Here is a 25,300-nt window from a genome sequence, read left to right on the forward strand (position 1 = left end):
GGACCTGCCCATGCGAGTGTTGCTGGTGGAAGACGACGCCATGATCGGCGATAGCGTGAAGCTGGCATTGCGCCAGGAAGGCTTCGCGGTGGACTGGGTGCAGGACGGCGAGGCCGGCCTGGCCACGGCCACCCAGTCGGGCGGCCCCGATGGCGAGGCCTGCTATGCGCTGATCCTGCTCGACCTGGGCCTGCCGCGCCGCTCCGGGCTGGAGGTGCTTGCCGCGCTGCGCGCGCGCGGCGTGAATACGCCGGTGCTGATCCTGACCGCGCGCGACGCCGTGGCCGATCGCGTGGCGGGGCTCAACAGCGGCGCCGACGACTACCTCGTCAAGCCCTTCGACCTGCAGGAACTGGCCGCGCGCATGCACGCGCTGGTGCGCCGCGCCGAAGGCCGGGCGGAGCCGCTGCTGCGCTATGGCGGCATCGTGATCAATCCCGTGACCCGCGAGGCCACCCTTGACGGCGAGGCGGTGCGCCTGTCGGCGCGCGAGTTCGGCCTGCTCTCGGCGCTGCTGGCGCGGCCCGGCAAGGTGTGGTCGGTGGCGCAGCTGGAGGAGCGCCTGTACGGCTGGGGCGATGAAGTCGGCAGCAACACGGTGGAGGTCTACATCCACGCGCTGCGCAAGAAATTCGGCGCGGGGCTGATCCGCAATATCCGCGGCGTGGGCTATGTGGTGCCCAAGCTCGAAGCCGGGAGCGCGGGCTGATGCGCTCCATCCAGAGAACCCTGCTGTGGTGGCTTGCCCTGGGCCTGCTGGCCGGCATCGCCGTTGCCACTGCGCTGATCTACGGGCAGGCCCGGCAGGAGGCCAACGCACTGTTCGACTACCAGATGAAGCAGGTGGCCGCCGCGCTGCCCAGCCAGTTTGCCGATCCGGTGATGCCGCCGTTCGTGCAGCAGCAGTCGCCCGGCGCGCCGGGCTCGCCTAGCGACAGCCTGTTCCATGCCGATGAAGACGTCGTGATCCATATCTGGGATGGCTCCGGCCGCAGCCTGTATCTGTCGCACGCGCATCCGGCGTTGCCGCCGCGCGCCGAACTGGGCTTTTCCAATGTCAAGACCGAGCAGGGCGAATGGCGGATCTACAGCGTGCAGCTCGGGCTCGGCGTGGTGCAGATTGCCCAGCCCATGTCGGCGCGCAGCGAGGTAGCCGCGCGCATGGCGCTGCGCACCGTGGCGCCCCTGCTACTGCTGCTGCCGCTGATTGGCTGGCTGGTGTGGGTGGCCGTGGGACGCGGCCTGCGGCCCCTGCGCGAGATCGCCGCGGGGGTGCGCCAGCGTGACGCCAACGCCTTGGCCCCGCTGGCGGTCAGCCGCATGCCGGACGAGATCGCGCCGTTGACCGAGGCGCTCAACCAGCTGCTGGCGCGGCTGTCCCACGCCATCGATACCCAGCGCGCCTTCGTGGCTGACGCCGCGCACGCGCTGCGCACGCCGCTGGCCGCGCTGCAGCTGCAGGCCCAGCTGGTGGAGCGCGCCGATACGGCCGAGGAGCGGCAGGAGGCCGTGGGCAAGCTGCGCCAGGGGCTGGAGCGGCTCACGCACATGGTGGCCCAGTTGCTCACGCTGGCGCGCCAGGAACCCGGCGCGGCAGCGCCCCCGCATGAGCCGGTGGAACTGTGCGCGCTGGCGCAAAGCGTGGTGGCGGAGATGACCCAGGCCGCGCTCGACCGCCACATCGACCTCGGGCTCGACGCTGCCGCCGGCCCGGTCATGGTGCGCGGCGACGTCGATGCGCTGCGCATTCTGCTGACCAACCTGGTCGACAATGCGCTGCGCTATGTGCCGTCCGGCGGCAGGGTCGATGTGCTGGTTGGCAGGGAGCGGACCATGACGGGCGGAAGAGAAACGGGTACGCAGAGCGCGGAGCTGATCGTGCAGGACGATGGCCCGGGAATTCCCGCCGCCGAGCGCGCGCGCGTGTTCGACCGCTTCTACCGGGTGCCGGAAGCGCCCACTGGGGGCAGCGGGCTGGGCCTGGCCATCGTGGCGGAGATCGCGCAATCGCACGGCGCGCGGGTCTCGCTGGAAGACGCCGCGCCCGGGCTGCGCGTGCGGGTGGCGTTTCCCGTCGCGTGAGCGCGCGGCGGGGCCTTTGCTCAGCCTACCGGTGTGATTACCGGTGTGAGTACAGGCTCGCCGGCAAAATGCAGCCGGCTGTTCTCCTGGAACTGCCGCACCGACGCGTCGATGGCTTCCGGCGACCTGCCTGCCACGTGCGGGGTCAGGACCACATTGGGGCAGTCGAACAGCTCGGCGGGCGGCTCGGGCTCGGTCTCGTACACGTCAAGTCCGGCGCCGCCGAGCTTGCCGGCGCGCAGGGCATCCGCCAGCGCCGCGGTGTCGAGCACGCTGCCGCGCGCGATATTGACCACGTAGCCGCCCGGGCCCAGCTGGGCCAGCACCTTGGCGTCGACCAGGTGGCGGGTGCCCGCGCCGCCGGGCGTGGCGATGATCAGGTAGTCGGCCCATTCGGCCAGCGCACCAAGGCTGTCGAAATAGCGATACGGCGCGTCGTCGCGCGGGGCCCGGTTGTGATACCCCACCTCCAGGTCGAAGCCCAGGCCGCGCTGCGCAATGCGCCGGCCGATGGTGCCCAGGCCGAGAATCCCCATGCGCTTGCCCGACACATTGGGCTGCAGCGGCAGCGCGGTGCGCCACTTGCCGGCGCGCGTGGCCTGGTCCAGCACCGGGATGGCGCGCACGGTGGCTAGCAGCAGCGCCATGGCGTGGTCCGCCACGCAGCTGTCGTTGGTGCCGGCGCCGTTGGCCACGACGATGCCGCGCGCGCGGGCGTGGGCCACGGCAATGTTCTCGTACCCCGCGCCCAGCGCGCACACCAGTTCCAGCGCGGGCATGGCGTCGATCTCCGCGGCGGTGAGGCCGACCGTGCCGATCGTCAGCACCGCGCGCACGCGGGCGCCGGCCTCCCGGACCTGCGCGGCACGGGCCGCGCTGTCGGGCGCGTAGCGCACCTCGTATTGTTCGGCAATCCAGGACAGATGCTGGGCGCTGACGTGGCTGAGGACGAGCAGGAGCGGCTTCATGATGGGCAGGAGGTTGTTTCGAGGCGGTTGGCGACGGCTGGGAGGAGGGTGAGCGGCCCCGGGACGAGGCCTAAGCTGCACCGCGGCATTGTAGCGGCGGCGCGCCGGGCTTGCTGGCGTGCTCCGGCACGTGGCGCAAGCCATCCGCAAGCCATCCTTTAGCTGGCCGGGACGGGCTTTGCCACGGGTTCGACGGTGCTGCTCGATGGCGACGGCGCGATCGGCTGACGCTCCGGACTGCTACGCAGAAACGGGTACGCTTTGCCGCGCGGGCACTTGGTTTCGTCCACGCGGCGGGCGCCCTGGCTGCTAGTCAAGCCTTGAAGTGGAGCGGGAATGCCGCTCTAATGCAGCGGATGCGACTTATCGACTCCGTGAAAATGAAGCCTGCTTTCTTGTCCGCCCTGCTGCTAGCCACCGCGCTGGCGGTCCCCATGGCCCCCGCCGCCGCCGCGCCGCCGCCTGCCGCCACGCAGGCCGAGGTCACCCATCTCTTTGCCTACCTGGCAGGCTCGAATTGCCAGTTCAACCGCAACGGCAGCTGGTATCCGGCGCCCGATGCGGCCGCCCACCTCAAGAAGAAATTCGATTACCTGGCCGACAAGGGCGCCATCAGCACCAGCGAGAGCTTTATCGAACTGGGCGCGAGCAAGAGCAGCGTCAGCGGCAAGCCTTACCTGGTCAAGTGCGGCCAGGCCCAGCCGATGGAGAGCGCACCGTGGCTAGGCGCCGAACTGGCGCGCTATCGGCAGAAGGCTGCGGGCAAGTAGGCGCGAGCCCCTTCCTGGCCGTTGCAGGCGGGTTTGACGGCACGCAGAAACGGGTACGCTTTTGCTTTTCGGCAACAAAGGCCGGCCCGTGCACCCGGTCAGACGGCCCCCCGGTAGCCAACCGGCTTTCGTCGAACCCTGCTTCAGCCCGGGTGGCACTCGGGCGGCACGCATGCTGATCGCCGAATGCGGGCCCCGGCGTTCTCTGCCAAGGCCGCAAACCGTCTGCGCCGTGCGCGAGATGGGCCAGCGCTAAGCGTTGGCCGCAATCGGCGGCCTCATATTTCCTTGGTCATTCCCTTCAGGTCGATCCATGCATCGAACTGGGCGGCCGTGACATGTCCCGAGGCGAGCGCCGCCTCGCGCAGCGGCAGGCCTCGCGTGAGCGCCAGCTTGGCAATTTCGGCGGCGCGGTCGTAGCCGATGTGCGGGTTGAGCGCCGTCACGGGCATCAATGAGCGCCCAAGCATCTCGGCGATGCGCTCGCGATCCGCCTGTACCCCTTCCACCATGCGCTCGGCAAAGCCCGCGGCGGCATCGGCAAGCAGCGTGACCGATTGCAGCAGGCTGTAGATGATCACGGGCTTGTAAGCGTTGAGCTCGAGCGTGCCGAGGCCATTGGCCAGCGTGACGGTGGTGTGGTTGCCGATCACCCGGCAGCACACCATGGCCAGCGCCTCGGCCTGGGTGGGGTTGACCTTGCCCGGCATGATCGACGAGCCGGGTTCGTTGCCCGGCAGGATCAGCTCGGCAAGGCCCGCACGCGGGCCGGAGCCGAGCAACATGAAATCGCGCGCTATTTTCAGGAAGGACGATGCCGTGGTGTTGAGCGCGCCCGACAGGTCGGCCAGCGCATCGTGCGAGGCTTGCAGCGCAAAGCGGTTCGGCGCGGGCTCGAACGGCAGGCCCGTGTAGTCCGACAGCGCGCGCGCGAAGGCCGCGGCAAAGCCGTGTGGCGCATTCAGCCCGGTGCCCACCGCGGTGCCGCCCTGGGGTACCGGCATGGCGCGCAGCATGGCCTGGCGCAGGCGCGACTGGGCCTCGCCCACCTGGGCTTCGTAGCCGGAGAACTCCTGGCCGAGCGTCAGCGGCACGGCGTCCTGCAAGTGCGTGCGGCCCACCTTGACGATATCGCTGAACGCGTCCACCTTGCGCCCCAGCGCCTGCTGCAAGCGCTCCAGCGCGGGCAGCAGTTGCAGCTGGATCGTCCGGGTGGCGGCGATATGCATCGCCGTGGGAAAGCTGTCGTTGGACGACTGGCTGGCATTGACGTGATCGTTGGGATGCACCGGCTGCTTCGCGCCCGGCTCGCCGCCCAGCAGCTGGATCGCGCGGTTGGCAATCACCTCGTTCAGGTTCATATTGGTCTGCGTGCCGGAGCCGGTCTGCCAGACCGAGAGCGGGAACTCCCCGGGCCACTTGCCGGCGATGATCTCCTGCGCCGCCGCCTCGATGGCGTGGGCCAGTTCCGGCTTGAGCACGCGCAGCTCTCGGTTGGCACGCGCTGCGCAGAGCTTGAGGATGGCGAACGCTTCGATCAGCGCGGGCGGCATCGTCTCGCTGCCGATGCGGAAGTTCTGGCGCGAGCGCTCGGTCTGCGCGCCCCACAGGTGCCGGGCTGGCACCGGTACGTCGCCTAGGCTGTCGGTCTCGATCCGGGTGGCGTCCTGCTTGCGCTCGGGCATGGCATTCTCCTGTTCGGCCGAAGGCGGCGTGGCAACAGATCCCGGGCCTTAGAATACGCCCCCGGCAGCAACGGCGTCATCCGTGGCGCCGGGCGCGGCCACCGGGGCCCAGCGCCCGAATCACCTGCGCTATCACCACGCGTCTCCAGCATGCTCATTGCCCAGCTCAAGTCCTTCTTCATGGTCGCCCGCATCGGCAGCGTGACCCAGGCCGCCAAGCGGCTCGGCCTCTCGCAGCCGACCATCACGGCCCAGATCCGCGCGCTGGAGGAAGCCTACGGCGTCGAGCTGTTCCATCGCGGCGGGCGGCGGCTGGCCCTGTCGGATGCCGGGCTGGCGTTGCTGCCCAAGGTCGAAGCGCTGGTCCAGCAGGAAACGGAGATCGATTTCTTCCTGCGCCACTCGGGCGACCTGCGCACCGGCAGCCTGCGCATCGGCGCCACCGCGCCGTACTACGTGCTAGACATCATCGGCCGCTTCAGCGCGCGCTATCCGGCCATCGATGTGGCGGTCGAGACCGGCAACTCGCAGGAAGTGCTCGATGCCCTGCAGGAATATCGCGTGGACGTGGCCTCGTCCTCGCAGAAGGTGGACGACCCCCGCCTGGAGCGCATGCTGCTGGGCGAGGACCCGCTCGTGCTGGTGGTGCATCGCAGCCATGCGCTGGCGGCGCAGGCACGGGTGCCGGTCGCCGCGCTGGCCAGTTGCCGGCTGCTGATGCGCGAGGCCGGGTCGACCACGCGCATTGTCACCGAGCGGATGCTGGCCCGGGCGGGGGTGGTGCCTGCCACGCCGATGGAGATCGGCAGCCGGGAATCGATCCGCGAGGCGGTCATTCGCGGGCTCGGCGTCTCCGTCATTGCCCGCCACGAGGTGCCGAGCCATCCGCACCTGAAAATGCTGGATTTTGAAGACAGTAGCGAGGAAATGAGCGAGTATCTTTATTTTTTGCGCGAACGGCGCGGGGCGCGCCTGATCGATGCATTCGTCGCAGCGGCCCGTCCTGGCGCACAGGTCATGCTGGACTAGTCCGCAGCCGCCTCCGCAGCCGCTCGCTTTACTGCCGCGGGCCCTGTCATATCGTTTCTCGCCCTCAGCCGCGCTATATCCCCGCAGGGAGAATATACGTGTGCTGGCCAGCCATTTATCGCGCCAGAATGGCACTGTGAGCGGTTTCCCTGACCGCCAACAGCACCTTGCGGGCTAATGTAGAGACATTTGGCTGGCAATGTGAAGTGATCCCCGCTTCAGAAGGGGGTGGGTTCCCCCGTGACCTGGAAACTGTCAGGCTTGGGATGCCTGTGAGAGGCTGCGGCGCCTGCCCGCGCGGCAAATTGTCCGGATTGGGGCATTGGGGGCTGCCGTTGTGGATGTTGCGAGGATGGAACATAGCCATTGTTGCTCGCAAAGCATTTGCCCAGACCGCGGGGTTGGTAAGAAAATGGCGCTCCAACAATAAGAAGAATATTGACTGTAAGCAATAAAAACAGGATGTCGGGGTGAATCAAGCAATTCTGCAATATCTCACTGAGCGGCATTGCTCGTCGCAATGGCGTGATGTACTGTCGGCGCTCGCCGAAGAACTATCCGAGACCATGGACGTGGCCGGCCTGCGCGCCATGATGTGGCGCGTTGGCGCGCGTTTTGCCAAGCGTTTCGATCCTGGCGCCTGTGCGACGCTTGCGGAGCTGGAGCGCGCCATCGCCCAGATCTGGCTGGATGTGGACTGGGGCTGGACCAGCATCGAGGATGTGGGGGGCGCTCTGGTGGTCCGGCATTACTGCGCGCCGCTGAACGCGGCGCTTGGAGACGGGGCCGACACCTGGTCGCCGGCATTCCTGGAAGGGGCGTACCAGCACTGGTTCCGCATGCTCGGCTCGTCCGAGAGCCTGCGGGTCAGCCAAAGTACACCGATCGATGCCACCGGCTGCGTGGAATTCCGGTTCGGGCGTTGAAGTGCCGTCAGCGGTTTGCGATAGTTTTCGCGCCGGCGCACAGCCTTGCGTGAGTGAGATCCCATGAGTCAATCCGACGATTTGTCCAAGCTGTTCCAGCGCTTCGGCGGCAAGGCGGAGTCATACAAAGAGATCGTGCGCGAAGACGCGGCGACGCAGGCGCGCGAGCGCTGGCCGCTGCTGACGTCCGTGCGGGTCGACCGCGCTGCCGTAGTGCCACCCGTGCAGCCCGCCGCGCCGCATGCGCATGACGTTGCCGGCCCGGCAGCGGCGCAGGCCGCGCCGCCCGCGCCATTGTGGCGCGCGGCCCTGCCGGCAGGCGAGCTTGCGCCTGCCGCGGAGCCGGCTCGCGCCGCCGAGGCGCCGGCCGCTCAGGTTGTCCCACCGGCGGTAACGGTGGCACCGCCGGCAACGGGCGCGCCCGCCTCGGCGATGAGGCCGCGTTTCCGCACGCCGGAAGGCATGGCGCCGGCGGCGTCGGCCTCGATGCCGCGTTCAACCCCGGAAGTTGCCGCTGCGCCACCCCCGCGGGCAGCCGTAGCGAACCCGGTCGTTGCCCCCGAGCCCGAGCCGGCCCGCATTTGGTCCCCGTCCGCGCCTGCGGGCGCGACCGCGCCGCAGGCAGAGCCGGCCCGCGCCGCCGACACCGAATTGTCCAAGGTGTTCGCCCGCCTCGAAGGCCGCCAGGAGCCGGCCACCACCAGCGAGCGCGCACCCGCGCGCCGCTCCTTTCTTGATCGGCTGAATCGCTCGTGAAGATCATTGCTGTTGTCTCGGCCAAAGGCGGTGTGGGCAAGACCACGCTGTCGGCCAACCTGGCCGAAGCGCTGGCGGTTGCCGGCGAGAACGTACTCGCCGTGGACCTGGATCCGCAAAATGCGCTGCGCCTGCATTTCGGCATGCCGCCGCAGGACGTTGCCGGGCATGCGCGCGCCACGCTGGCCGGAGAAGCGTGGCAGCAGAGCATGTACATGGGCCGCTCCCGTGTGCTGGTCATGCCGTTCGGCTCGCTCAACGAGGTGGACCGCTCCGCGTTTGAGGCGCACCTCTCCACCCATCCGGGATGGCTGCGCACCCAGCTTGCCGGACTTGGCCTGGGCCGCGACGATGTCGTGGTGATTGATACGCCGCCGGGCCCGTCGCCATACATGCGCCAGGCGCTGTCATGCGCGCAGCTGTGCCTGATGGTGTCGCTGCCGGACGCCGCGTCCTACGCCACCATGCCCCTGATGGAAGACCTGATCCGCACCTATTGCGAGGGCCGGCCCGATTACCTGGGCCATATGCTGGTGATCAACCAGGTCGACGTGAGCCGTCAGCTCGGCAAGGACGTGGTGCAGGTGCTGCGCGCCCAGCTCGGCGAGCGCGTGCTGGGCGTGATCCACCAGGACCAGGCGGTGGCAGAGGCGCTGGCCTACGACCGCAGCGTGCTCGAGTACAACCCTCACAGCCAGGCCACGCATGACCTGCAGCGCTGCGCTGCATGGGTGCGCCAGGCGCTGGCCGCTCATGGAGAAGCCGCGTGAAGCCAGCCAAGGCAAAAGCCGCCGCGGCGCCCAAGGGCGCGCGGGCCAAGGGCAAGGACATGGACAAGGTCAAAAGCAAGGGCGACGACAAGCCCAACGCGCTGTCGGCCGCGTTGCAGCGTTTCGGCAACACCGTCGTCGAGCTTCCCTTTTGGGATAGCGCTGTGGCGCGGGGGCTGGCGTTGCTGGCCGGGCTGCTCATGTTTGCGCTGGTCATCACGGTGCCGCTGGATTTCTGGCAGCAGGTCGGGTTTGCCGCGGTGTGCTTCGGGCTGGCGGTCTGGCTGAACCGGGTCAAGGGCCACCTCGCCACGCTGATGATGGTGATCCTGTCGATCGCGGCTTCCAGCCGTTATATGTACTGGCGCCTGACGGAAACGGTGGGCCTGGGCGGCTGGTTCGACGCCGCCTTTGGCATCGGCCTGGTGCTGGCGGAGATCTACGCATTTGTGGTGCTGATGCTGGGCTACTTCCAGACCGCGTGGCCGCTCAAGCGCCGTCCGGTGGCCATGCCCGCGGACACTGCCAGCTGGCCGACCGTGGATATTTTCATCCCGACCTACAACGAGCCGCTGTCGGTGGTCAAGCCGACGGTATTCGCGGCGATGGCGCTGGACTGGCCGCGCGACAAGATCAACGTCTATGTGCTGGACGACGGCCGGCGCGAGGAATTCCGCGAGTTCTGCGAGAAGGTCGGCGTCACCCACGTGACGCGTAACCACAATCGCCACGCCAAGGCCGGCAACATCAACGAAGCGCTCAAGGGCACGCACGGCGAGTACGTGGCGATCTTCGATTGCGACCACATTCCCACGCGCTCCTTCCTGCAGATCAGCATGGGCTGGTTCCTCAAGGACCCCAAGCTGGCCATGCTGCAGACGCCGCACTATTTCTTCTCTCCCGATCCGTTCGAGAAGAACCTGCGCACTTTCCAGGAAGTCCCCAACGAGGGCGAGTTGTTCTATGGCCTGGTGCAGGACGGCAACGACCTGTGGGACGCTACCTTCTTCTGCGGCTCGTGCGCCGTGATCCGGCGCGCGCCGCTGCTGGAAGTGGGCGGCATCGCGGTGGAAACCGTGACCGAAGACGCGCACACCGCGCTCAAGCTGCACCGCAAGGGCTACGGCACCGCCTACCTGGCGATCCCCCAGGCCGCGGGGCTGGCCACGGAAAGCCTCTCCGGCCACGTCGGGCAGCGCATTCGCTGGGCCCGGGGCATGGCGCAGATCTGCCGGGTGGACAACCCGCTGTTCGGGCCAGGCCTGTCGATCCCGCAGCGGCTGTGTTACCTCAATGCCATGCTGCACTTCTTCTACGGCTTGCCGCGGCTGGTGTTCCTGACGGCGCCGCTGGCCTACCTGCTGTTCGGCGCCCACGTGATCCAGGCCTCGGCGCTGACCATCGCCACCTTCGCGCTGCCGCACCTGTTGCACGCGAACATGACCAATTCGCGCATCCAGGGCAAGTTCCGCCATTCGTTCTGGAACGAAGTCTACGAATCCGTGCTGGCGTGGTACATCATGCGGCCCGTGCTGGTGGCGTTCGTCAACCCAGCGGCCGGCAAGTTCAACGTGACGCCCAAGGGCGGCGTGATCGAGGAAGCCTACTTCGACTGGGTGATCTCGCGGCCTTACCTGGTGCTGCTGCTGTTCAACTTGCTGGGCGTGGTGGTGGGCTTCCTGCGGCTGTTCCTGTGGAACCAGTTCGAGGCCACCACGGTGGTGCTCAACCTGATCTGGACGTTCTACAACCTGATCATCCTCGGTGCCTCGATCGCGGTCGCCAGCGAGACGCGCCAGATCCGCGTGGCGCACCGCGTGGCGATGAAGCTGCCAGCCACGCTGCACTTTCCCGATGGCCGCACGCTGGTGTGCGAGACCATCGACTTTGCCGAGGGCGGCATCGGCATGCGGCTGCCGCCGGGCATGAAGGCAGCCGTGGGCGAACAGGTGCAGATCTCGCTCTACCTGCAGAACGACGAGCACATGTTCCCCGCCAAGGTGGTGTTCCAGGGCGACACGCACACCGGCCTGGAGCTGGCGGAAATGAGCCCGCGCGAGGAGATGGCTTTCGTGCAGTGCACCTTTGCGCGAGCCGACGCGTGGATCGATTCTTGGGGCCGCAAGCGGCCGGATGCCCCGGGGCTGGCCGCCGGCCAGATCCTGCGCATTGGCCTGCTTGGCTTCCATAACGTGATGTTCCACCTTGGGCGCGAGATGCGCCAATTGTTGCGCCGTCCAGAACCTGGCGCTTCCACCCGTTGATCGGCCTCGTTGGCCCAGCGCCGCGTCCCGCAACGGTTCGGGTCGCGGCTTGAACACGCACCGGACCACTGGCAAAAGACAGAGAATGCGTTTGACCAAGACACCACGCCTGACCGATCGCTCGCCTGTGCGCTCAACCGCGCACCGCACCGCGCGCCTGCCCGCCGCGACCCGCCTTAGCGCATTGCTCGCGCTCGCCATGCTGACGGTGACCCCGGCCGGCGCCCAGCGTGCCGGCGTGCCCGACACCACGCGCGACGCGGTCGCCGCGCAGTCGCCCGCCGGGGTGGCGGCGCAGGCCGCCGCCGCAGCGCCCCGCAGCGGCGCGCGCACCGTGCAGCTCACGCTCAAGCAGCTGGGTGCCGCCGCGCCGTTCCAGTTGCGCGGCGTGGACGCCATCAACGGCGTGCCATTCTCGATCCGTGCCGACGAGGTCGTGACCGGCGCGCGCCTGAAATTGCGCTACACGTATTCGCCCGCGCTGATACCGGCGCTGTCGCATATCAACGTGATGGTCAACGGCGAGGTTGCCGGCGCCGTGCCGGTGCCCAAGGACACCGCGGGCACCAGCCTGGAGCGCGACGTGCCGATCGAGCCGCGGCTGATCACCGAGTTCAACCGCCTCAACCTGCAGCTGATCGGCCACTACACCACCGATTGCGAAGATCCCTTCCACTCCAGCCTGTGGGCCACCGTTGGCAACAGCAGCGTGCTGGAGCTCACGCTCACGCCGGTGGCGCTGGCCAACGAACTGGCGCTGCTGCCGCTGCCGTTCTTCGATCGCCGTGACGTTAGCCGCCTCAGGCTGCCCTTTGTGTTCGCTGGCGCGCCGTCGCCGGCCACGCTGGAAGCCGCGGGCACGGTCTCGTCGTGGTTCGGCGCGCTGGCCGGCTATCGCGGTGCGTCGTTTGCCGCCACGCTCAACCAGGTACCCGCTACCGGCAATGCGGTGGTGTTCGTCACCAACGAAGAAAAACCCGCGGGTGTGCAGGTGCCCGCCATCGGCGGGCCGTCGATCGCGGTGGTGCCGAATCCGGGCGATGCGAACGGCAAGCTTCTGCTGGTGATGGGCCGCGACAGCGCCGAGCTCAAGACCGCGGCGCAGGCGCTCACGCTCGGCGCGCGCGCGCTGTCCGGGCAGAGCGCCACCATCAACAAGCTCGACGACGTGGCGCCGCGCGTGCCTTACGACGCGCCCAACTGGATCCGCAGCGACCGCCCGGTGCGCTTTGGCGAGCTAGCCGAAATGCGCGACCTCAATGTCTCGGGCTACAACCCGGACCTGGTGCGGGTGAATTTCCGGCTGCCGCCCGACCTGTTCGGCTGGCGCAGCAAGGGCATCCCGATCGACCTGAAGTACCGCTATACGCCGCGCCCGGTGGTGGACAAGTCCACCCTCAACATCAGTGTGAGCAACCAGTTCCTGCGCGCCTACGCGCTGCGCTCGGTCAAGAACCAGGATGGCCGTGCCAGCCAGTTGCTGGCCAAGGTGCTGCCGGATGGCTCGGTGCCGGTCGACGAGCGCATCGCGCTGCCGCTGTTCATGCTGCCCGCGCAGTCGCAGCTGCAGTTCCATTTCTACTACGACTACCTCAAGCAGGGCGCGTGCAAGGACGTGATGCTGGACAACGTCAAGGGCGCGATCGACCCGGACTCGACCATCAACATCACCGGCCTGCCGCACTTTATCGCGCTGCCTGACCTGGCGGTGTTCGGCAACAGCGGCTTTCCCTTCACGCGCATGGCCGACCTCTCCGAGACCGCGGTCATCCTGCCGGACAAGCCCGCTGCCGAGGACTACTCGACCTACCTCACGCTGATGGGGCGCATGGGCGAATCCACTGGCTATCCGACTACCGGAGTGGCCGTGAGCGGCGCCGCGCAGGTCGACAAGCAGGCCGCGCGCGACCTGCTGGTGATCGGCACCACGCAGAGCCAGCCGCTCTTCACGCAATGGGCCGAGCGCATGCCGGTCACGCTGGCCGGCAATGAAAAGCGCTTTGCGCTGACCGATCTGGTGTCCGCGGTGACGGGCTGGTGGAACGGCGCGGATGGCACGCGCAACCGCCCGGTCGAGACGCGCATGTCGATCAGCAGCGCCAGCACCGATGCCGCGCTAAGCGCCTTCGAGTCGCCGCTGGCGTCCGGGCGCAGTGTGGTGGCTGTCACCAGCAACGCGCCGCAAGGCCTGCAGACCGTGACAGAGGTGCTGCTCGACCCCGACCGGGTCACGAAGGTGCAAGGCAGCCTGGCGCTGGTGCGCGGCAAGGAGATCGACAGCCTGGCGGCACAGCAGAACTACCACGTGGGCAAGCTGCCGCCCTGGACCTATGTGCAGTGGTGGCTCTCGCAGCGGCCGCTCGTCATGGTGCTGATGATCGGCGGCGCCGCGCTGCTGCTGGCGGTGTTGATGTATCTGTCGCTGCGGGCACGCGCCGCGCGCCGCAAGCTGGGGGAACACAAGTGAGCGTGAACCGCACACGCCGCCGATGGCTCGCGGGCTTGCCCGGCCTGGGCGCGCTCGGGGCGCTGGGTGGCTGGCCCGTGCTGGCCCGCGCCGCAGCGCCGAAGACATCGGCGCAGGTTGCCTGCGCGTGGCCGTTGTACCAGCAGTTCCTGTCCCGCTTCGTGCAGGCCGACGGCCGCGTGCTCGACCCGTCCACCAAGGAGCAGCAAAGCACCTCCGAGGGCCAATCCTACGGCATGGTGTTCGCCCTGATGGCCAACGACCGCGCTACGTTCGACCGCCTGTGGCAATGGAGCGTTGCCAACCTCGGCGCGGGCAACCTGCAGGACAAGCTGCCCGCCTGGCAGTGGGGCCACCGGGCCGATGACTCGTGGGGCGTGATCGATGCCAACCCCGCATCGGACGCTGACCTGTGGTTCGCCTTCGCGCTGCTCGAAGCCGCGCGGTTGTGGAAGCAGCCGCGTTATGGCGAGCAGGCGCGCGCGCTGCTCAAGCTGGTGGCCAGGCAAGAAGTGGTGTCGCTGCCCGGCTTTGGCACCATGCTGTTGCCCGGCCCGCAGGGCTTCGTCCAAGGCAATGCCGATGGCCCGCGCCAATGGCGCCTCAATGCCAGCTACCTGCCGGTGCCGCTGCTGCGCCGCCTGGCCGCGGCCGAGCCGTCCGGCCCGTGGGGCACGCTTGCCACGCAGGCCGGTAAGCTGGTCGACGCGGTGGCCAAACAGGGCATCGTGCCCGACTGGTCGGCCTACCGCAGCGACGCGGCCGGCAGCGGCTTTCTCACCGACCCCGACAAGGGCGATGTCAGCAGCTATGACGCCATCCGTGTCTACCTGTGGGCCGGCGTGACGCCACGCGGTGACGCCGCTGGCCGCATGCTCATGAAGGCGCTGGCGCCGCAGGCGCAGCGCATGGCGGGACGCGCCGCGCCGCCCGAGCGCATGCACGCCGATAGCGGTGCCGTGGACGGCGATGGCCCGACGGGCTTTTCCGCCGCGCTGGTGCCGTTCCTGCAGGCGGCCGGATCGCCCGCAGCCGCGGTGCAGCGCACCCGGGCGGAGACGATGATCGGCTCGGCCACGGGCAGATCCGCCGCCACGTACTACGACACAGTATTGGGATTATTCGGCCTCGGCTTTGCCGAAGGCCGCTACCGGTTCGCGCCTTCGGGGCAACTGGAGCTGGAGTGGGAGAAGACATGTCGAACCGCAAGCGCCCGGCCATGAACGGACGCGCGTACACCCCCCGCTCGGCGAGCGGGCAGCACATTGTTGCGGACACCGCGCGCGGCAAGGGCCTGCGCGCCAAGACGCTGGTGCTGAGCCTGCTGACGGCGTTCGCCGCGGCCGCCACGGCGCAGGAGGACCCGGTCAAGCTGCTGGTGGACCAGGGCAAGTACTGGCAGGAACGCGGCCGCAGCGACCGCGCTGCCGAAGCGTGGCAGAAGATCCTGCGGCTGAATCCGGCCCAGCCAGAAGCCCTGTATGGCATGGGCGTGGCCGAAGCCGAGGCGGGCCGCCCCGATGGCGCGCGCACCTACCTGGAGCGCCTGAAGAAGGCCCAGCCCAACTCCCCGCTGGTGGCGCGCCTCACGCAGGTGATCAGCAGCGGCGGCGCAACCCAGCAGGTCGAGCAGGCGCGCCAGCTGGCGCGCAGCGGCCAGAGCGAGGAAGCGGTCAAGCGCTATCAGCAAGCTGCGGGCGGCGCGGTGCCGCAAGGCAACCTGGCCCTGGAGTACTACCAGACGCTGGGCGGCACGGCACAGGGCTGGGAAGAAGCCCGCAAGGGCCTGGAGCAGCTGGCCCGCGCCAATCCGTCGGACAATCGCGCGCAGCTCGCACTGGCGCAGCACCTGACCTATCGCGAGTCCACGCGCCGCGACGGCATTCGCCAGCTGGAGGGGCTGTCTAAAAGTGGTGACGTAGCCAGCCAGGCCAGCGAGAGCTGGCGGCGGGCGCTGACCTGGCTGGGCGGCCGCCCGGCGGATACGCCGCTGTACCATGCCTGGCTGGCAAGCCATCCCGACGACGCCACCATCCGCGCCAAGCTCGATGCGGTCAAGGCCCAGCAGCAACAGCAGCAAGCCACGCAAGCGGCAGGTGCCGCTGGCAACCCCGTGCGCCAGATCGTGCAGCAGGGCTTCGACGCCATGGATGCCGGCGACCTCGAGCGCGCCGGCGACCGGTTCCAGGCCGCGCTGCAGGAGCGCCCCGGCGACGCCGACGCGCTCGGCGGCATGGGCGTGCTGCGCCTCAAGCAGGAGAAGTTTGCCGAAGCCCTGGACTTCCTCGACCAGGCCGCCAAGCGTGGCGCCGGGGGCCGCTACCGCAGCGCGCAGAACAGCGCCACGTACTGGCTGCTGTCCGAGCAGGCCAGCGCCGCGCGCGGCGCTGGCAACCGCGCCGAGGCGCGCAGCCTGCTGGAGCGTGCGGTCAAGCTCGACCCGCGCGAGCCTTCCGCCCAGGTGGCGCTGGCCGACGTGATGGCCGAGGAAGGCCAGTACGCCCCGGCCGAAGCAGCGTATCGCCGCGTGCTCAAGCAGCAGCCGGACAATCCCGACGCCACGCGCGGCCTGGTTGGCGTGCTGGCGGCGCAGAACAAGAGCGCGGAAGCGCTTGCCATCGTGCAGAACCTGACGCCCGCCCAGCAAGACAAGGTGGGCTCGCTGGGCAAGCTGCGCGCCGAGGAGGCCCGTGGCCAGGCCCGCGCCGCCTTGCAGCGCGGCGATGCCGCCGGCGCGCGCCGCGCGCTGGAAGACGCGATGGCGGCCGACCCCACCAACCCGTGGGTGCGCCTGGATGTGGCGCGCGCCTATGCGTCGATGGGCATGAAGGAGCAGGCGCGCAGCGTCATGGACGGCCTGCTGCTGTCCAACCCCAATATGCCGGACGCGCTGTACGCAAGCGCCCTGCTGTCCGCCGAGACCGGCGACTGGCAAAGCGGGCTTGAAGCGCTGGAGCGCATTCCCCCGCAGAACCGCACCCGCGACATGGGCACCCTGCAACGCCGCCTGTGGGTGCACGCCGAAGCCGAGCGCGCCAGCGGGCTCGCCGCCGCCGGCCAGCGGGCCGCCGCGCTGGGCGTGCTGCAGCAAGCCGAACGCTACGCCCAGCAGGACCCCGATCAGCTCGGCGCGCTGGCTCTGGCTTATGCCGACGCGGGCGACGAGGCGCGCGCGCTCTCGCTGATGCGCAACGTCATGGGCCGCACGGTGCGCCCGGATGTCGGCATGCAGCTGCAGTACGCCGCCATCCTGCTCAAGACCAGGCAGGACGTGGAGCTGGCTGGCGTGCTGCGCCAGCTTGCCAACGCCAACCTGAGCAGTTCGCAGCGCCGCGATTATGACGACCTGCGGGTCGCCTACATCGTGCGCCAGGCCGATGCGCTGACCGAGAGCGGCGACCTCGTGGCTGCCTACGATATGCTGGCGCCGGCGCTCTCCGAGCGCCCCGGCAACAGCGCCGTGCGCGCCAGCCTGGCGCGCATGTACGCGCAGGCGGGCGAGAACAAGAAGGCCCTGACGCTGTACGAGAGCGTGCTGGAGAAGGATCCGCGCAACCTCGACCTGATGCTGGCGGCGATCGGCACCGCCACCGCCGCCAAGGAATACAGCTGGGCCGAAGGCACGCTGCAGATGGCGCTGGCGCAGGCGCCCAAATCGCCCAAGGTGCTGACCGCCGCCGGGCGGCTCTACCGCGCCCAAGGCAAGACCTCGCGCGCCGCCGAATATTTCCGCGCAGCGGTGGCAGCAGAGAACGCCGCGGGCATAGCCTCGGCCGGCGCGCGCCCGGATGGCGCGGGCTTCGACCGCGTCCCGTCCAACCCGTTTGTCGGCCTGCCCGGCCAGCGCGGCAGCTCGCAGTTGCCGCCGCCCGGGTCGCAGGCGCCGTACCTGATCGTGCCCGGTCCCACGCGCGCCGCGGCCGCGCCCCAGCCGGCAATGGCTCCCGCGCCGGTGATGATGTACGCGAGCGCACAGGCCTCGCAACCCTACATTCCGGCGCCGCTGTCCGCCGCCGGGCAAGGCATGGCGCCGGAGATCCAGCAGCCGCAGGCCTACTATGCGCAGCAGGTCCAAGCGCCCATGCCGATGCAGGCCCCCGCCAGCACACGCGGCAAGAACACGCGCGCGGCCAAGGCGCCTGCGCAGGCTTATCCAGCCAACCAGGCTTATCAGACTGGTCAGGCTTACCCCGCCTATCCAGCCAACGCGCAGCTCGCCCAGCAGCCTGGCGTGCCCTATCCCGTGCCGCAGCAGGCCGTGGCACCGCAGTATCCCGTCGCGCAGTACGCCGCGCCGGCAGCCGGCGGCTACGCGGCGGCACCCGCGCCCGCCGCGCCCGCACGCCAGCCGATTGGCGCGCAGTCGCGCGCGCCTTGGCTGGCCGAAGCCGATTCGCAGGCCAACCCGACCGGCCCCAAGACCGCGCAGCAGGAACTCAACGAGATCGAATCGCAGCGCACCAGCACGCTCGCCGGCGGCCCTGTGCTACGCGGGCGCAATGGCGACTCCGGCATGAGCCAGCTCACCGAGATGCAGGTGGTGGCCGAAGCCAAGATAGCCGTCGGCAACGGCAAGCTGGTGGCGCGCGTGACACCGGTCGCGCTGGACGCGGGCTCTGTGGGCAGCGACTTCAACACCGCCTCGCGCTTTGGCGGCGGCCCGCTGGCGGTCCCGGTGGGCGGCGCGCCCGTCAACTCGGCCGGCACGCCGCTGCGGTCCACTTCCGCCGGCCAGCAGAATGCCTTTGGTGTGGCGCTGGGCGTGGCCTATGAATCGGACCGCATCAAGGCTGACATTGGCAGCACGCCGCTGGGCTTCCGCTACACCGACGTCAATACCGGTGTGCGCTTCAACCTGCCGCTGACGCAACGCACCACGCTGTCGCTTGGCGCATCGCGCCGCCCCGTCACCGACAGCTTGCTGTCGTACGCGGGCGCGCGCGATGACCGCACCGGCCTGCAGTGGGGCGGCGTGATGAACAGCAGCGGGCGCGTCGACCTGGGTTGGGACGATGGCTTCTTCGGCATCTACGGCTACGGCGGCTACGGCTTGCTGACGGGGCACGATGTGAAGCGCAACACACGCTGGGAAGGCGGTGGCGGGTTCTACCTGCGCCTGATCGACAACGCCGAGCAGCGCCTGATGAGCGGCGTGAACTTCACCTCGATGGGGTACGCGGATAACCTGCGCTACTTCACCTTCGGCCAGGGTGGTTACTTCAGCCCGCAGACCTACTTCGCCGTGACCGTGCCGCTCTCGCTGGCAGGGCGCAGCGGCCGGCTGGCCTACAATGTGCGCGGCGCGCTAGGCATGCAGGCGTTCCGCGAGGATGCATCGGACTATTTCCCGACCGATCGAGCAGCCCAGTCGGCGGCCGGCAATACCGTCTATCCTGGCCAGTCCAAGACCGGCCTGGCCTACAATCTGGTTGGCTCGATGGAGTACCAGGCGGCCCAGCAGCTGTTTGTCGGCGGCATGCTTGGCATCGACAACGCGCGCGACTATCGCCAGTGGTATGCCGGTGTCTATGTGCGCTACGCGTTGCAGCGCCAGACCGGGCAGATCGCGTTCCCGCCGGTGGCGCCGCAGTCGGCCGTGGGCCCAGCGCCGTTCTGAGGGGCGCGCAACGGATGAATCAATCAAGTGAAGCGCAGCCAGGCGGCTGCGCAAAGGAAGTCCATCATGGGTGAAGCAAAACAACGGGGCAGCCAGGCAGAGCGTGCCGGCCAGGCCCGCGCGCGGCTCGAAGGCATGCGGCCCGCGCAACTGGTGTGCGGCGCGTGCAAGACGGCGTTCAGTACCTTCGATGCCATCGACGCCCCCAACCTGCGCGGCATCGATGCCGTGTTTGGCGGGCAGTGCCCGAACTGCGGCAACGATGTGCTGGTGTTCAAGGGCGAGCCTCAAGCCGTGGCGGATGCCATGGTGGCATGGGAGCGGATGATGGGCGCGGACACCAAGCTGGGCTATCAGTCGCGCGACGGCAAGCACGTGCCGTTCGAAGAAGGCAAGTAAGTCAGCCAGGTGAGCTAAGTCAGCTATCCAGCAGGTCCGGCGGCCCCATCTCAAAGCGGCCGCGGCCTGCCGCCTTGGCGCGGTAGAGCAGGGCGTCGGCCTGGCGCATCAGCTCCTGGTCCGGCATCGGCGCGCCCTTGTAGAGCGCCACGCCGATGCTCACATCCACATCGGCAAACACCCCGTCGATGAAAAAGCGCCGGCTCACCGAATGCACGATGGCCTGCGCAATGCGCTGTGCATTGGCCGCGCCGCCGATATCCTCCAGCACGATCGCGAACTCGTCGCCGCCCAGGCGGGCCACCGTGTCGCGCTCGCGCACGCAGCGCTGCAGGCGCCGCCCGAAGGCCTGCAGCAGCAGGTCGCCGGTGATGTGGCCGTGGAAGTCGTTGACCGCCTTGAAGCGATCCATGTCCAGGTAGAGCAGCGCCATGAGCCGGCCGTCTTCGCGGCTGCGCGCCATGGCGGCCTGCAGCAGCGCCTCGAAGGCGTTGCGGTTGAGCAACTGGGTCAGGTGGTCGAGCCGGGAGATGCGCGATAGCCGCAAGGTCTCCAGCTTGCGCTGGGTCACGTCCTGCACATGCACATGCACGCCCACCACATGGCTGCCATCCGCGCTCCATTCGGGGCGCAGGCTGGTCTCCATGCAGCGGTAATCCGGATCGCTTTCTTCCGTCTCGAACGTCACCGCGCTGCCCGCCAGTGCTTTTTGCAGGAACGGCCGGGCGCGGGCATAGCGGGTGTCGCCGATCACCTCGCGCACGCTCATGCCGCGCAGGGCCTGCACCGTGATGCCGAAAGTCCGCTCGTAGGCGAGGTTGTTGAAGACATAGCGCTCGTCGGGCCCGATAAACGCCAGCAGCGCGGGCAGCGTATCGGTGACCGCGCGCAACTGGCGCTCGCTCAGGTCGAGCTGCTCGCGCCGCTCGCGCACGTCATGCATCAACTGCCCGAAGGCGCGCGCCAGATCGCCGATCTCGTCATGCTGCTGCGCTGGCAGTTTCTCGTAGGCCGCGAGGTCGTGCGCGCTATCGCTTACCACCTGGTGCAGGCGCGTGAGCGGCGTCAGCAGATGCCGCACCGTCAGCCAGATCAGCAGGGCCACCACCGCCAGCGACAGCAGGGCCAGCGCGAGGAAGCGTACCTGCATGGCGTGCAGCGGCGCGAACGCCTCCTGCGCGGGCAGCACCGCCACCAGCTCCCATCCGGTGCTCTCCATCAGGTAGCGCGAGATCAGCGGCCTGGCGGGCGAGAGAAACTCGACGCGCCCGCTGCGGTCGTCGACGCCGCAGGTATCTCCCAGCGCGCGGGCAGGCTGCGTGGCCTTGGCCGGATCGGGGTGCCGCACATAGACCGGTATCCGCCCTCCCGATACCAGGCAATAGAAGCCGGTGGTGCCGAGCCGGTTGTGGGTGATCTCCACCAGGAAGTTGGCGCTCGACAGATCGAGCCAGCCGCCCAGCAGGCCAAGGAATTCGCCTTGCTTCGAGACGATGGGCACCGCCACCAGCACGCCGGTCGCGCCGTTGATACGGGCGCGGATAGGCGGGGTGATCACGGGTTCAAGGGTGCGCGCGGCTTCGCGGAAGTAGTCGCGGTCGGCAATGCTGACCTGCACACCATCCCGGGCCAGCACGCGGCCCTGGGCATCGGCCAGCATGAACGCATTGAAGGCGCCGGGCACGGGAATCCGCCGCTCCAGCAGCAGGCGCAGCTCGGCGCCCGGGCGGGCGAGCTCGCCGGCAAGTTGCGGCGCCACGTGGGACAGCAGGGTGATGCGGTCTTCCATGGCGGTGTCGAGCTGGTCCGAGGCGAGCTTGACGATGGAGTCCTGCTGGTCTTGCAGCGCGGCGCGCAGGTCGTCGTGTGCGTAATAGAGCGATGCCAGCACGATGCCGGTACCAAGCACGGCGGCAAGCGCCGTGGTAATCAGCGCGAGACGCGCCTTCAGGGAAAGCGAAACTTGGGGCATGCGAGCCGGCGGTGTCGGGGGACGGCGCGCGCCTTCTGGACGGCCGGCCCGCATGGTTGCCGGGAGTCGGGCTTCGGCAGGCTTGCAGGCCCGCCAACCCTACCACAAGCGCCAGCCCCGCGCGAGTCTGGCTTGGGCGCGCGCGGGCCGCGCCCGCCATCGTGTGGCGTCGCACGTTACAGTGGCGCGCCGGGGGTGGGCGAGCCATTGCCGCCACGGTATAGTGGGCCGTCGCCCTGCGGCGGCAGGGGGAGGCCACCGAGGGCTCCCATCCGCACCCCCAATTCATGAAACTGCCCTCAATTTCGCCAGTCCTGCTGTCCCTGCTGGTCGCCGCGGCCGGCGCCCTGGCGACTGGCGGCGCCTGGCGCGGCATGCATACGCTCGAGCGCGAGGTGGCGCGGGGCGATTTCGAGGCGGTGTTCTCGCCGGTCTTCTCCGCCTTGCAACGGCGCCTGCAGGACAACGAGCAGCTGCTGCGCGGCACCACCGGGCTGTTTGCCGCCGATCCCGCCCTCACCCGCGAGCAGTGGCGCAACTACCTGTACACCACCCAGCTGGATGACCTGCCGCCCGGCACGCATTCGATCGGCTATGCGCGCCTGACCGCGTCAAGGGAGCTCGACCGGCTGGTCGAGACGATGCGCCGCGAGGGCCAGCCCGGCTTCGAGGTCTACCCGCTGGGCCCGCGCGACCTGTACGCGCCGGTTGTGTATGTCGAGCCCTTCGCCGGGCGCATTACGCGGGCGCTTGGCTTTGACATCATGTCCGATCCCGTGCGCCGCGCTGCCGCCGAGGCTGCCCGGGATAGCGGCGAGGTGCGCCTGAGCGGCGGCGTGGAACTCACGCGGGAGAGCGAAACGCAGGCGCCGCAGCGTGGCGTGGTGCTGTACCTGCCGGTGTACGGCAGTGGCCTGCCGCTGAACACCCCGACCCAGCGGCAGCTGGCCGTGACCGGCTATGTCTATACCTCGCTGCGCCTGGAAGACCTGCTGCGCGGGGTCAGCCTGCCCGCGGCCGGCACCTTGTCGCTCCTGCTTTATGAAGGACGCGACACCAAGCCCGGCGCGCTCCTGGCCGGCGACGCCGAGCCCGGGCCCGGGCCTGGGCCGGCCAGCACCCCGGTCCCGGCGCCGTTGCTGCAGGCCGAACGCGAGCTGACCTACGGCGGCAGGGTCTGGACCTTGCGCGCCATCACCACGCCGGCCTTCGAATCGGCGCATCGCCCGCGGCGCTCCACGCTGGTACTGGCGATCGGCACAGCAGGCACGCTGCTGCTTGCCTGGATCGTGTTTGGCCTGGCACGCCAGCAGCGTATGGCGTGGCAGCTCGCGGCGCGGGCGCGCCAGGGCCGGCAGGCGGATGGCGCCATGCAGCGCGCGGGCCTGGCCAGCGCCAGCGATGCCTTCCTGGTATGCGATGCCGATGGCCGTGTCCAGATCGCCAGCGCGGCGGCCACCGCGCTGTTCGGCAAGGCGCCGGACCAGTTCCCCGGCACCCTCATCGCCACCTTGCTGCCCGATGCCGCCACGCTGGCCGCGACGGCGCTGGAGGGGCGGCTGGAGAGCCACGCCCGCAGGTCCGACGGCACCATCATTCCCGTGCGCGTGGCGGTAGCGCCGGTGCCTGCTGCCGGGCCCGGCCGGGTGCTATGGGTAGTGACCGACCAGAGCGCCATCCGCCGCGCCGAACTGGTGGCCGCCGACGCGGCAGAGCGCAGCGCACGCGTGCTGGATCACACCGCGCTGTGCGTCATCACCTTCGACCGCAACGGCACGGTGACCGGCATCAACCGCGCCGGCCAGCGCATGCTGTGGTACCAGGCCAGCGAGGTGGCCGCAGGCATGCGCTACCTGGACTTCCTCGATCCCAAGGAGGTTGCGGCGCGCGCGGCCGTGCTCACCAGCGAGCTGGGCGAGCCGGTGGCGCCGGGCCTGGCCGCCGTGGTCGGCAAGGCCCGGCTCGGGCTGGCCGACGAGCAGGAGTGGACCTATGTCCGCAAGGGCGGCTCGCGCCTGCCGGTGCAACTGACGCTGACCGCGCTGCCCGAGCCGCACTTGCCCGGCGGCACGGGGGACGTGGCGGTCCCGGCCTTTGCTGGCGAGGCCGGCATCGGTGGCCTGGATGCCGGCGGCTATCTCGCCATCGCGCATGACTTGACGGAGCGCAAGCGTGCCGACGAGTACATCCGGCACCTCGCGCATCACGACGCGCTTACGGGCCTGCCCAACCGCGCCCAGCTGCATGCACGCACGGAACTGGTGCTGCAGCGCGCGCTGCGCAAGGGCGAGCGCATCGCGCTGCTGTTGCTCGATCTCGACCAGTTCAAGCGCATCAACGAATCGCTCGGCCACCATATCGGCGATGAGGTGCTGCGTATCGTGGCCGATCGCCTCAAGGCCGCGGTGCGCCACGCCGACCTGGTCGCCCGCATGGGCGGCGACGAGTTCGTGGTGGTGCTCGACCCGTTGAGCCAGGACAGCGAGGCCGAGCTGGTCGCCGCCAAGATCCTGGCCCGCCTGTCGGAAGACCTGCAGCTAGGCAACCAGCGCCTGCGCGTGACGCCCTCGATCGGCATGGTGCTGTGCCCCGACGACGGCGACAACCTGGCCGACCTGCTCAGGAATGCCGATGCCGCCATGTACGCGGCCAAGCGCCGCGGCGGGGCGCAGCTCAGCCGCTTCTCCAGCGAGATGGCCGAGGCATCCATGGCGCGTTTCACCATCGAGGGGCTGCTGCGGCGCGCGCTGGCCACGCAGGCGTTCAAGCTGCGCTACCAGCCCATCGTCGACACGGCCACGTTGCGCATTGCCGGCGTGGAAGCGCTCATTCAATGGGAAACGCCCGAGCGCGGCGTGATCCCGCCAACGGAGTTCATCCCGATTGCCGAGCAGAGCGGCCTGATCATGCCGCTGGGCGAGTGGATCCTGGCCACGGCCTGCCGCGAGATCCAGCACCTGCGCAGCGAGCTTGGCGTGGAGCTGGATGTGGCGGTGAATATCTCGCCGCTGCAACTGCGCCAGGAAGGGTTCCCCGCCATGGTCAAGCAATGCCTGGCGGCTGCCGGGCTGCCGGCTTCAAGCCTCACCATCGAGGTGACGGAGGGCATCCTGATCGAGGGCGGCAGCAAGACCATCGACACCTTCGAGCGCGTGCGCGCGCTCGGCGTGGGATTGTCGATCGACGATTTCGGCACGGGCTATTCGGGCTTGAGCTACCTGACGCGGCTGCCGATCGACAAGCTGAAGATCGACAAAGCCTTCGTCGACGACGTTGCGCACGATGAGCATCACCAGGCCGTGGCGGCCGCCATCATCACCCTTGGCCACCAGCTCCACCTGCAGGTGGTGGCCGAAGGCGTGGAGTCGCCAGCGCAGTTCGCCTTCCTGCGCGAACACGGCTGCGATGCCGTGCAGGGCTACCTGTTCTGCCAGGCGGTGCCGCTGGCCGGCCTGATGGAGATCTGCGCGGCAGGCGGTGAAGCGACCATGCGGGCCTGGGCGCAACGGGTGCCGGCCGCGGTTTGAGGCCCATCCCCAAAATCCGCCGATACCTGCATCGGGATTCTTTGCCCAACTGCCACACGGCTGGCATG

The 25,300-nt window shown here is 69.1% G+C and carries 16 protein-coding genes; 13 read left to right on the forward strand and 3 right to left on the reverse strand.

The features are described from left to right. The first annotated feature begins 10 nt into the window (after positions 1-10). Complete coding sequence (locus ACX12D_RS30095; protein WP_459374684.1) at positions 11-709, forward strand: response regulator transcription factor; 699 nt, start codon at positions 11-13, stop codon at positions 707-709. Further along, entirely contained in the window at positions 709-2,082 is a 1,374-nt protein-coding gene (locus ACX12D_RS30100) for an ATP-binding protein (protein WP_459374685.1), read from the forward strand. Before ACX12D_RS30095 ends, ACX12D_RS30100 begins: the two co-directional genes overlap by 1 nt. A gap of 20 nt (positions 2,083-2,102) precedes the next feature. On the opposite strand, the gene ACX12D_RS30105 is transcribed toward ACX12D_RS30100, so the two are convergent. Then, the gene (locus ACX12D_RS30105) at positions 2,103-3,050 is read right to left on the reverse strand and encodes a 2-hydroxyacid dehydrogenase (protein ID WP_459374686.1); all 948 of its coding nucleotides are present in this window, start codon (positions 3,048-3,050) and stop codon (positions 2,103-2,105) included. Between the two features lie 380 nt (positions 3,051-3,430). Here ACX12D_RS30105 and ACX12D_RS30110 point away from each other — a divergent pair, with 380 nt between their 5' ends. Further along, positions 3,431-3,820: a YfeK family protein gene (locus tag ACX12D_RS30110; protein WP_459374687.1), complete on the forward strand. Its 390-nt coding sequence runs from the start codon at positions 3,431-3,433 to the stop codon at positions 3,818-3,820. A gap of 278 nt (positions 3,821-4,098) precedes the next feature. Here the strand turns inward: ACX12D_RS30110 and ACX12D_RS30115 are convergent, their stop codons facing one another. Continuing rightward, positions 4,099-5,505, reverse strand: a complete 1,407-nt coding sequence (locus tag ACX12D_RS30115; RefSeq protein ID WP_459374688.1) for a class II fumarate hydratase — start codon at positions 5,503-5,505, stop codon at positions 4,099-4,101. A 150-nt stretch (positions 5,506-5,655) separates the two neighbouring features. On the opposite strand from ACX12D_RS30115, the gene ACX12D_RS30120 reads away from it, so the two are divergent. From ACX12D_RS30120 to ACX12D_RS30160, 9 genes are all read left to right on the forward strand, one after another. After that, positions 5,656-6,534: a LysR family transcriptional regulator gene (locus tag ACX12D_RS30120; RefSeq protein WP_459374689.1), complete on the forward strand. Its 879-nt coding sequence runs from the start codon at positions 5,656-5,658 to the stop codon at positions 6,532-6,534. Positions 6,535-7,004: 470 nt separating this feature from the next. Continuing rightward, entirely contained in the window at positions 7,005-7,460 is a 456-nt protein-coding gene (bcsD, locus tag ACX12D_RS30125; protein ID WP_459374690.1) for a cellulose biosynthesis protein BcsD, read from the forward strand. A gap of 63 nt (positions 7,461-7,523) precedes the next feature. Further along, positions 7,524-8,216, forward strand: a complete 693-nt coding sequence (bcsP, locus tag ACX12D_RS30130) for a cellulose biosynthesis protein BcsP (protein ID WP_459374691.1) — start codon at positions 7,524-7,526, stop codon at positions 8,214-8,216. Further along, entirely contained in the window at positions 8,213-8,986 is a 774-nt protein-coding gene (gene bcsQ / locus ACX12D_RS30135; RefSeq protein WP_459374692.1) for a cellulose biosynthesis protein BcsQ, read from the forward strand. The genes bcsP and bcsQ overlap by 4 nt, the downstream gene beginning before the upstream one ends. A 59-nt stretch (positions 8,987-9,045) precedes the next feature. Continuing rightward, the gene (gene bcsA / locus ACX12D_RS30140) at positions 9,046-11,250 is read left to right on the forward strand and encodes a UDP-forming cellulose synthase catalytic subunit (protein ID WP_459376564.1); all 2,205 of its coding nucleotides are present in this window, start codon (positions 9,046-9,048) and stop codon (positions 11,248-11,250) included. A 199-nt stretch (positions 11,251-11,449) separates the two neighbouring features. Then, positions 11,450-13,717, forward strand: coding sequence for a cellulose biosynthesis cyclic di-GMP-binding regulatory protein BcsB (gene bcsB, locus ACX12D_RS30145; RefSeq protein WP_459376565.1), 2,268 nt, complete (start codon positions 11,450-11,452; stop codon positions 13,715-13,717). Further along, positions 13,714-14,940, forward strand: a complete 1,227-nt coding sequence (gene bcsZ / locus ACX12D_RS30150) for a cellulose synthase complex periplasmic endoglucanase BcsZ (RefSeq protein ID WP_459374693.1) — start codon at positions 13,714-13,716, stop codon at positions 14,938-14,940. Before bcsB ends, bcsZ begins: the two co-directional genes overlap by 4 nt. After that, positions 14,913-19,334, forward strand: a complete 4,422-nt coding sequence (locus ACX12D_RS30155; protein ID WP_459374694.1) for a cellulose synthase subunit BcsC-related outer membrane protein — start codon at positions 14,913-14,915, stop codon at positions 19,332-19,334. The genes bcsZ and ACX12D_RS30155 overlap by 28 nt, the downstream gene beginning before the upstream one ends. A gap of 66 nt (positions 19,335-19,400) precedes the next feature. Then, entirely contained in the window at positions 19,401-19,733 is a 333-nt protein-coding gene (locus ACX12D_RS30160; RefSeq protein WP_441632494.1) for a hypothetical protein, read from the forward strand. A 19-nt stretch (positions 19,734-19,752) separates the two neighbouring features. Here the strand turns inward: ACX12D_RS30160 and ACX12D_RS30165 are convergent, their stop codons facing one another. Beyond that, positions 19,753-21,705: a sensor domain-containing diguanylate cyclase gene (locus tag ACX12D_RS30165; protein WP_459374695.1), complete on the reverse strand. Its 1,953-nt coding sequence runs from the start codon at positions 21,703-21,705 to the stop codon at positions 19,753-19,755. Positions 21,706-21,992: 287 nt separating this feature from the next. Here ACX12D_RS30165 and ACX12D_RS30170 point away from each other — a divergent pair, with 287 nt between their 5' ends. Continuing rightward, on the forward strand, positions 21,993-25,232 hold the full coding sequence (locus ACX12D_RS30170) for a bifunctional diguanylate cyclase/phosphodiesterase (protein WP_459374696.1): 3,240 nt from the start codon (positions 21,993-21,995) through the stop codon (positions 25,230-25,232). Positions 25,233-25,300 lie beyond the last annotated feature (68 nt).

It is taken from the genome of Cupriavidus sp. PET2-C1, from assembly GCF_054515855.1.